7 protein-coding genes are annotated in these 9,386 nt (G+C 62.5%); 5 read left to right on the top strand and 2 right to left on the bottom strand.

The genetic code is table 11. The annotated features are described in order from the left end of the window. Positions 1–142: 142 nt before the first annotated feature. Positions 143–976: a Kelch repeat-containing protein gene (locus ABR989_RS07525; protein WP_428127142.1), complete on the top strand. Its 834-nt coding sequence runs from the start codon at positions 143–145 to the stop codon at positions 974–976. A 115-nt stretch (positions 977–1,091) separates the two neighbouring features. Here ABR989_RS07525 and ABR989_RS07520 read toward each other — a convergent pair whose 3' ends face one another. After that, on the bottom strand, positions 1,092–2,399 hold the full coding sequence (locus ABR989_RS07520) for a 4Fe-4S binding protein (protein WP_428127140.1): 1,308 nt from the start codon (positions 2,397–2,399) through the stop codon (positions 1,092–1,094). A 329-nt stretch (positions 2,400–2,728) separates the two neighbouring features. On the opposite strand from ABR989_RS07520, the gene ABR989_RS07515 reads away from it, so the two are divergent. Both ABR989_RS07515 and ABR989_RS07510 read left to right on the top strand, forming a co-directional pair. Then, positions 2,729–3,472 (top strand): tRNA1(Val) (adenine(37)-N6)-methyltransferase, encoded by a 744-nt coding sequence (locus tag ABR989_RS07515; protein WP_428127138.1) that lies wholly within the window; start codon positions 2,729–2,731, stop codon positions 3,470–3,472. 75 nt (positions 3,473–3,547) lie between these two features. Further along, complete coding sequence (locus ABR989_RS07510; protein ID WP_428127136.1) at positions 3,548–4,108, top strand: CPBP family intramembrane glutamic endopeptidase; 561 nt, start codon at positions 3,548–3,550, stop codon at positions 4,106–4,108. A 45-nt stretch (positions 4,109–4,153) separates the two neighbouring features. Here the strand turns inward: ABR989_RS07510 and ABR989_RS07505 are convergent, their stop codons facing one another. Next, positions 4,154–5,038 (bottom strand): alpha/beta fold hydrolase, encoded by an 885-nt coding sequence (locus ABR989_RS07505; RefSeq protein ID WP_428127134.1) that lies wholly within the window; start codon positions 5,036–5,038, stop codon positions 4,154–4,156. Between the two features lie 101 nt (positions 5,039–5,139). Here ABR989_RS07505 and ABR989_RS07500 point away from each other — a divergent pair, with 101 nt between their 5' ends. Continuing rightward, entirely contained in the window at positions 5,140–7,593 is a 2,454-nt protein-coding gene (locus tag ABR989_RS07500) for a glycosyltransferase family 2 protein (RefSeq protein WP_428127132.1), read from the top strand. Beyond that, positions 7,594–9,372 (top strand): ABC transporter ATP-binding protein, encoded by a 1,779-nt coding sequence (locus ABR989_RS07495; protein WP_428127129.1) that lies wholly within the window; start codon positions 7,594–7,596, stop codon positions 9,370–9,372. Positions 9,373–9,386: the final 14 nt, after the last annotated feature.

The following is a 9,386-nucleotide window of genomic DNA, read 5'->3' as shown; positions in this document are numbered from 1 at the left end:
CAGCAGACCCTCGACCAACGTCGCCGGCTGCACTACTCAACTGCAGCCTCAACCTCAACCCAGATGGGCCAGATCCTCTCTTAAATCGATTGCTGACTTGTCCAAAAGGTTCTGACGACGTACACCCGACGGCAAGGTCCTCTTGACTGGAGGGCTCAAAAAATTCTCTTCCCCCGCGCTGAACACCGCGGAAGTGTACGACCCCGTGGCCGATACCTTCACCGCCCTCACCGCCAAGATGACGACTGCTCGTAATCAACACGCGGCGACCCTGCTCCCCAACGGCCTCGTCCTCATTACCGGCGGGTCGCCTGATGAAAACGGCGACGGTCTCGACACCGCGGAAGTGTACGACCCCACAGCGAATAAATTCACGGCCCTCACCGCCACGTTGACCACGCCTCGTGGTGGTCGCACTGCCACTCTGCTTCCCAACGGCCAGGTTCTCTTAACCGGCGGGTTTTCTAACGACGGCTCTCTCAACACCGCGGAAGTGTACGACCCCACGGACCAGACCTTCACCGCCCTCGCCACCACGATGACGACAGCTCGTAGTGGTCACACTGCGACCCTGCTCCCGGACGGCCAGGTCCTCTTGACCGGAGGTTCTAGTAACCACACCACTTTTAACTCTGCGGAAGTGTACGACCCCGTGCACAATACCTTCACGGCCCTGACCGCCACGATGACGACTGCTCGTGCTGGTCACACCGCGACCCTGCTCCCCGACAACCAGGTCCTCTTGACCGGTGGGCTTATTTGGGGCACCAGCACCTTCACCGTTCTCAAGACGGCGGAAGTGTACGACCCTGTGGCCAATACCTTCACAGCCCTCAACGCCACGATGACGACTGCTCGCGCTTTCCACAGGGCGGCCCTGCTCCCCAACGATCTGGTCCTCATTACCGGCGGTGGTTATGGCAAATCCACCAGCTCCGTCACCATTCTAGACACCGCGGAAGTGTACGATCCGTAAGAAGGCGAATAGATTGATCGATGGCGGGCGCGCCCACGAAACGGAGAATTGTGCACCATGCCCGCTCCGCTGCCCGACGGGCTGCATCATCAATGCGTTAGGATCTGATTTTCGGTTATGACAGGTCTCCGCTGCGGGCCAGCGCCGCGCGAATGAAACGCGAGCGGACCTGCTCTCGGGCGAGTATTCGCTGCGCCGGCGGCAGCGCGAGGAGCGTGCGGAAGACCGCGTTGAGGAAACCCGCGCCGCGCCCGGCCCCCTCATCGAAGATAAGCTGCGCGAGCCGGCCGCGCTCGATCACCATGCGCAGCGTGCGCTCGAGCGTGTCCTTCGGGACGTAGGGGCGCTCGGGACCGCGCTGCATGCGCATCGCACGCTTGCGGCACGCGTCGGCGCACAGGCCGCATCCGATACAGCGATCTTCGTCGACGAGCGGATGCAGCTCGTTGGTGCGCCGCGCCTGGCTGCGCTCGGGACGCATCGTGATCGCACCGACCGGGCACGCCCGCGCGCATCGCGCGCATCCGGCGCACTTGTGGGGATCGGAGTGCGGCTTGAAACCGCTGGGGTTTACCCCCTGCAGATCATACCGGTTGATCGACTGAAGCTGGGTGCAGCAGCATGCGCAGCAGCTGCAGATGTAGGTCGGCTGCTGTTGAACGTTGTCGGCGATATGGACCAGGCCACGCTCGCGCCCGGCGGCGAGGAGCTCGAGCGCCTCCGAGCGCTCGATGGCGCGGCCGAACTTGCGACGGATGACGAAGTCCGCGCCGCCGTTGAGCGACATGCATATCTCCTGCGGCGCGTCGCAGGCGGTGCCGAGGTGCCCGGCCTTGTGGCGGCAGTAGCAGAGCGAAACGGAGCGGGATTGTGCGTCGCCAACGATCGCGGTCGCGCGCTCATAGTCCAGCACCTCGGGGACGTCGTCAGCGAGCCCCGACTCGTGGACCAGCGCGCGCCCGATCACGGTCTCTTCGCCAAAGACCTCGCGCATGAACGTGTCATCGCCGTGGACGTAGGCGTCGAGCGCCTCGGCCATGCGCTTTTTCGGGATCGAGTCCTCCGTGCGCATCATCGAGAACTCGAAGAACCCGACCACTGGCGGCGCCAGCACGTACTTGGTCTCCCCGGTCTCGGGATGGACGAGGTCGAGCACCAGGCCGCGGTCACAGAGCGCATCCAGGCGGGGCTTGAGCGCCTGGGGGGCGAGGTTGAGACGATTGGCGATCCCGTCAAGCCCGGTGGGCATGACCGGCATCCGCGAGGCGAGGTCGGCTTCCTCGGGGCTGTACAGGATCTCGAGGATTTCCTTCCAGCCATTCCAGGCGCGCGGGTCGCGCGGCTCCGGGAGCGCGATCTGGGTAGCCTCCAAGCGGCGCACGAACGCGCGGTACTCATCCTTAAGATGGCCCAAATGCCCCATCCGAACCTCCCGCCAGACCGTTAAACGGGGATTTCCGTTTTGACGCTCCGATTCCAACTCGGCGTATAGACCCAATGGCCTCGCTCTGCAAGGTTTTAGCCGGTTTTGGTCAACCGGGTTCCAGCGGCGCCGGGAGGAGCCGGTTTGGCGGTCTACGAGAGGTCGCAATCTCTTGCGCGAATCGCCCGGCCATCTTGCTATCGCCGTTGCGTTCGGCAATTTTCATACTCATTCAGCGCTCTGAGGCCCGTGGGATCTCCCCCTTGCCGGGAAACACATCAACTATTCGAAAGATGCGGGCGTAAAGCTCTGCTTTTTCGGCGGCATTCATGACGGCGAATTCAAGCAACGAAAACGAAACTCGCGACACGATCCTGGACGGGCGTATCATGCTGATCCAGCCCAGGCATGGTTACCGCTTCTCGGTCGAGGCGATTTTGCTCGGCCGCTTCGCGCGCGCGAGTATGCGCGAGCGAGTGCTGGAGTTGGGCGCGGGCTGCGGCGTCGTCGCGATCGTGATGGCCGCCCTTTATCGACCGCGCGAAGTCGTTGCGATCGAGATCCAGCCGCCGCTGGCGGCCATGATCGCTCGTAGCGCCGCGATCAACGGCATCGAGTCGGTGAATGCGGTTTGCGCCGATCTTCGGCAGAGAAAAATCGCGGGCGTCGAGCCGGCAAGTTTCGACCTGGTCGTCGCGAATCCTCCCTATCGCGCGGCGGCCGCCGGCCGCGAGAATCCCGACCGCGGCCGCCGCCTGGCACGCGGCGAAAGCAACGCGGTGCTCATGGATTTCGTCGCGGCCGCGCGCCGCTACGCGCGCAGCGGAGGGCGGGTTGCGTTCGTCTTCACCGCACGCAGAAGCGCCGAGCTGATTTCCGCGATGCGCTCGAAGCAGCTCGAGCCCAAGCGCATCCGTTTCGTTCATCCGCGGATTGCGATGCCGGCATCGGTGATGTTGATCGAAGCCCGCGCCGGCGGCGGAATCGAAGTAACTATCGAGCCGCCGTTGATTCTCTACGAACGCCCGGGGATATACACCAGCGAAGCGCGCGCAATACTCAGTTCGCCCTGACTGAGCAATAGTACATTCGAAATTGTACTATGGTAAATATCATCACCAACAAGCGCGACAAGCGTATACGAACCAATGGCGAATAGCGCTCCGATCATTTCGATGCAAGAGCTCGGACTCAGTAGCTCCGTATCATGGCTCTCGACAATTGGATTTGCCGTAGCATGGCTGGCGATAATGTTGGCCTATAGCCCATTAGCGGACAGGCTGGCGACACGATGGGTTGATAAGCCGCCAATCCTGGACGCGTTTCGCGCGCTGCAGCAATCCAGGAGCAAACTCTTGATTGGGATCGTAGTGGCTTGGGCCCTCGGGGGATTTTTGGAGGAACTTATCTTCCGGGGAATCATCCTTCAATCGATTGAAGCACTACTGTCGGCATGGCTCGTCGCGCCGATGGCGACTGGTATCGCGGTATGTGCCGCCGCGGCGGGAGCGGGTCTCATTCACTTATACCAAGGTCTGCGAGCCGTGATCATCGTAACTCAGCTCTCAGTTCTATTTGGCCTGCTATTTGTCGTAAGCGGGCACAACCTGTGGGCTGTCATATTGTGTCATGGGCTGTACGACACGATCGCGTTCGTCAGGTTTGCCAACAAAAAATCCAAGTACTCAAGACTTGACGGTGATTCGTAGCCAGGTGTTGAGGAGTCGCTTGCGCGTAACGTTAATGGGCCACTATTACTCAGACGTCAGGAATTCGCTCGCTTGATCCGCGACGTAACCGGGCATTTCCATCGGCATAAAATGACCCGCGCCGGCCACATCGATCACGCGTCCGTTCTTGAGCTGCCTCGCGACTTTTCCGGATAGCGCCACGCCGAGCGAATCGCCGCGCGCGCCGAACATTATCAATAGCGGCGCCGTGCAGCGGAGAATTCGCCCGAGCCCGTCGAAATCGCGCGACGTCTCGTAGAATTTTGCCTCGACCTCGGGCGCGCATTTGAGTTCGCGCCTGCCATCGCTGGTCGGGCGCGTACCGAACTGGCAATAGTCGTGCAGAATATCCTTCTGCCAGGTGCTATATGGCGGCTTGTCGTGGAAGCTCGAGTACATCGCCTCGACGCTGTCGAAAATGCGCCTGCGCTTCAGCGTCCGCTCGATGAACGGATTGCGCCATCCGAGTTCCGGCGCGGTCGGCGACTCGAAGATTACCGGCTCGACCAGGATCGCGCGTGAGATCAGGTCCGGGCGCTCGCAAGCAAGCCCGCCGATCGCCGTCGCGCCGGCGGAATGGCCGACCGCCCGGACGCCAGACCATCCCATGGCAGTTATAAACCCTTCGAGGTCCCGCATCGTCGAGTCCCAGCTATAGTCGCCGTCGGGTGGCGCCGAACTGTCGCCGTGGCCGCGCTGGTCGTAGCCGTACACGTGGCCGATCGCGCGCAGCTGCTCTGCGAGCGGCCGGTAGATGCGGGCGAGAAATCCGGTCGCGTGCAGGATCACGATTGGCGCACCGTCGCCGCCCCAGTCCAGCGTATGGATTCGGATGCCGTTGACGTTCATGAAGCTCGACGCCGGTTCACTGAATGTCGAGTTGATGCTGCGGGGTTCGATTTTTTCCATGTCTTGAGGAATCGATTGTCAGGGCGTGACTTGCGCGATGTCAAGGGTGCGGCCGCACCGCGCGTTGCGCGCCCATGCGCTTTGCGATTAGCTCATCGTTCATGACTCGGCTGGCAGCGCACGGAAAATACCTTCTCGACGGCGCGCAAAAATTCTACCTTCGCGGCGTTTCGTACGGGCCGTTTGCTCCGAATTCCCGCGGCGAAAGGTATCCCGAGCCCGAACGCACCGCCGCCGACTTCGCCCTGATGAACAGGCTCGGCGCCAATCTGATTCGTCTGTACGTTCCACCGCCGCCGTGGATGGTCGAGGAGGCGCAGAAGGCTGGACTGCGCATGATGCTCGGCATCCCGTGGCCGTTTCACATGGCGTTTTTGGATTCACGCGACATGATGCGCGAAATCCGCGACGCGATCCGCAAGACGGTTCTCGAGACGCGCGAATTCGGCGAAACCATCGCAGCCTACAGCGTCGGCAACGAGATTCGATCGGATATCGTGCGCTGGCACGGGCCGCGCGCCGTCAGCCGCTTTCTCGCCGAACTCCGTGACCTCGGAAAACAGATCGATCCCGGCGCGCTTTTCACCTATTCGAACTATCCGTCGGCCGAATATCTCGATCTGAGTTTTCTCGATTTCATTTCGTTTAACGTGTATCTGCATCGCGAGGAAGACTTCCGCCGCTACTTGACGCATCTGATGGGACAAGCTGGGGAACTGCCGTTGGTGCTCAGCGAAACCGGCATGGATACGGTTCGCGAAGGCGAGCAACATCAGGCCGAACTCCTTTCATGGCAGTGCCGCGCGGCATTCGAACTCGGATTGTCCGGCTTCATCGTGTTCGCGTTCACCGACGAATGGCACACCGGCGGATCCGAGATTACCGACTGGGCATTTGGACTGACCCGCCGCGATCGCTCGCCCAAACTCGCGTTCGATGCGGTCGCCAAAGTCTTCGGCGGCAATCTGCCGCCCCCGCTTGAGGCCGCTCCCAAAGCGACCGTGGTGGTGGCCGCCTACAATGCGGCATCGACGCTTGGTGAATGTCTCTCCTCGATTCGCGAGCTCAACTATCCAGACTACGAAACAATCGTCATCGACGACGGATCGACCGATTCGACTTCTGAAATCGCCGGCCGATCCGGGGTCCGCGCGATTCGCATCGAGCACAATGGCCTCGCCGCCGCGCGCAACGCAGGCGTCGGCGCCGCATCCGGCGAAGTCGTCGCGTTCATCGATGCCGACGCGCGTGCCGATCGCGACTGGCTGTATCATCTGGTCGAGACGATCGAGCGCCGCGATGCGGCCGCGGCGGCCGGCCCGAATTTCGCCCCCGCTCCCGCATCTGCTCGCGCCGCCGCGATGGCTGCCGCGCCCGGACTGCCGCGCGAGGTGCGTGCCGGCGACGATCGCCTCGCGCAGCTGTGCGGATGCAACATGGCGATTACCAAAGCCGCGCTGCTGAAGGTCGGCGGCTTCGATCCGATGTTTGCCACCGCCGGCGACGACGTGGATCTTTCCTGGCGCCTTGCGGCGTCGGCTGAAACGCTCGCGTACGCGCCTGGAGCGGTCGTGATTCATGAGCGGCGTGCGACGCTCGCTGCCTACCTCCGCCAGCAACGCGGCTACGGCGCCGGCGAAGGCTTGCTGCTGCGCAAATATCCGCTCCGGATCGCAGACCAGGACGGGATCTACGCGGGGCCGTCATGGATCGGCTCGATGCTCGGCGGCGCGCGCGTCTATTACGGCGCTTTCGGCCGCGGCCTCTTTCAGACCGTCTATTCGGCGGACAACTCGTACGCCGACCTGCCGCTGACCATTCAATGGGTCGGGTTGTCGCTGATTCTTCTGATCCTTGGCGGGGTCAATCGGTTGCCGGGCGTGCTCGGCGCTGGTGGAATCGCGCTCTCGATGCTGGCCGCGGCGGCGGGCGCAGCGTCGGCGCCCTTGCCGCGCGCGCATTGCGGCCCGGCGGCGCGAATCTATCTCTGGATTCTCAATCTGTTCGGCCCTGCCGTTCGCAGTCTTGCGCGCGAGCGCGTCAGATGGCGATTTGAGCCCGCGACCGCCGGCGGAGATTACAACGGTCCGGTTGAATTAAACGGCCAGGTCGAGTTCGTCATGTCAGGCGGCGCTGCGCGAATCGATTCCGCGACGATACTTGCCGCCATCCGCGAAGCACTGGTTCGCCGCGGCGTTGCAGTGGCCGAGACCGACGGCTTCCAGTCCTACGACCTCGAGATCGTGGTTGCGCCGACGATTCGCGTGCCGATAAACGCGTTGCTCCGGAACGACGGGAGCATCGCGCTGCTCTGGCGTCTTCGATCGGCGCCGCGCCGGGCGCTGATCGCCGCGGCGATCGCGCTGCTGGTCTTGCTGGCCGCGGGATTCTCGCTTCGCGCGGGAATCCTCGGCGTATTATGGGCCGCAATCGTAGTCGGGCTGTTGGCGATCAATCGCGCGCGGCGTATTCCCGCGATCATCAAAGTCTGCGCAGTCGAGGTAGCCGGGTCGCTTGGAATCTCAATGGCAAAGCGCTCGGAAGACGAAACGTAAATGCGCACGCTGGAACTTTACGGCCACGTTATTCGCAGGATGCGCCCGCATCTGGGCCGTCTCGCGATCGCAATCGGCGGTGTGCTGCTTGCCTCGGCGACCGAGGTGCTCAAGCCGTGGCCGCTCAAGATTGTAATCGACAATGTGCTGCGTGGCGCGCCGTTGGTGAGCAAATGGATTGCGCCGATGCCGCGCGGCGAGCTTCTGGCAGCCGCGTGCATCAGCCTCGTCATCTTGTACGCGCTGCTCGGCCTGCTCAACGTCATGACGAATTACGTCACCGTTTCGATCGGCCAGCGGATGGTCAACGAGTTGCGCGCGCGCCTGTTCGATCATTTGCAGCGCCTTTCGCTGTCATTTCATCGCCGGCGCGAAGTCGGCGACTTGATGGTGCGCATCACCTACGACACCTACTCGATTCAAACGATCGCCATGAATGGATTCTTCCCGGTGTTGTCGTCGCTGATTCTGCTGGGTGGGATGTTCGTCGTGATGATCAGGATGGACGCGACGCTGACGCTCGTGGCGCTCGCGATCATACCGCTCCTGATTCTGCTGATCATGTCGATCAGCGGTCGAATCGACGCGATCGCGGGCGGCGCGCGAATCAAGGAGAGCCGTCTGTTCACCGTCGCGCAGAGCGCGCTCGCCGCGATTCACGTCGTGCAGGCCTTCACGCGAGAGGGCGAGTCGTACCGCGAGTTCGTCGAATCGAGCAGCGAAAGTCTGGAGGCGACCCTGCGTCTGTACACCCTGCAAACGATTTACGCCGGCGCGGTCGGCGTGTTGATCGCGTGCGGCACGGCGATCGTGATTTACCTCGGCGCGCAGCACGTCCTTGATGGGCGGCTCACCATCGGTGACCTGATCGTTTTTACGACTTACCTCGCCTCGCTCTACGCGCCGGTGAACCAGATTTCGCAAACCTACGGACAGATCGAAGGCGCGAAGGCGGGACTCAGGCGATGCCTCGAGTTGCTCGCAATCGATCCTGAAATCAAGGACCGTGCGGGCGCGCAGACGCTTGGCCGCTCGCGTGGCGAGATCGAATTCGACAATGTCGTGTTCGGCTACGATCCGGGCCGAACCGTGCTCAAGGGGATCAGCTTCAAGGCTGCGCCAGGCGAGACCATCGCGATCGTCGGTCCGAGCGGCTCCGGAAAAACCACGATGGCCAGTCTGCTCGCGCGTTTTTACGAACCCCAGCAGGGCGTGATCAAGATTGACGGCAACGATACCCGATACCTCACCCTCGATTCGATCCGCAGCAACATCGCGATGGTCCTGCAGCCGCCGCTCGTGCTCGGCGATACTTTGCGCGTCAACGTCGCGTTCGGGAAGCCGGCGGTTGACGACGCGAAAGTGCTCCGCGCGATCGAAATGGCGCGGCTCGGACCCGTGCTCGCCAAGTTGCCGGACGGCCTGAACGAAGTGTTGGGGCAGGGCGGACACAGTCTTTCCGAAGGGGAGGCGCAGCGCGTCACGATCGCGCGCGCGTTGCTGAAGGACGCTCCGATTCTGATCATGGATGAACCGACCAGCGCGCTGGATTCTGAAACCGAATCGATGGTGCTCGCCGCCGTGCGCGAGGCGATGCGGGGACGGACCACGCTGGTGATTGCGCACCGGCTCTCGACGGTTCAGAACGCCGATCGAATACTCGTGCTGCGCGATGGCGTAATTGCCGAGCAGGGATCGTTCAACGAGTTACTGGCTCGAGGCGGCTTCTTCAGCTACCTCTACAACATTCAGGCGTGGAGCCGCGAAGCCGCCGGCTAAAGATTCACGGCGCT

This window comes from Binatus soli (SeqCode), assembly GCF_050015535.1.
GTDB classification, from domain to species: Bacteria; Desulfobacterota; Binatia; order Binatales; family Binataceae; genus Binatus; species Binatus soli.
The sequence above is the reverse complement of the archived record's forward strand: the minus strand, read 5'-3'. Positions and strand labels throughout refer to the sequence as shown.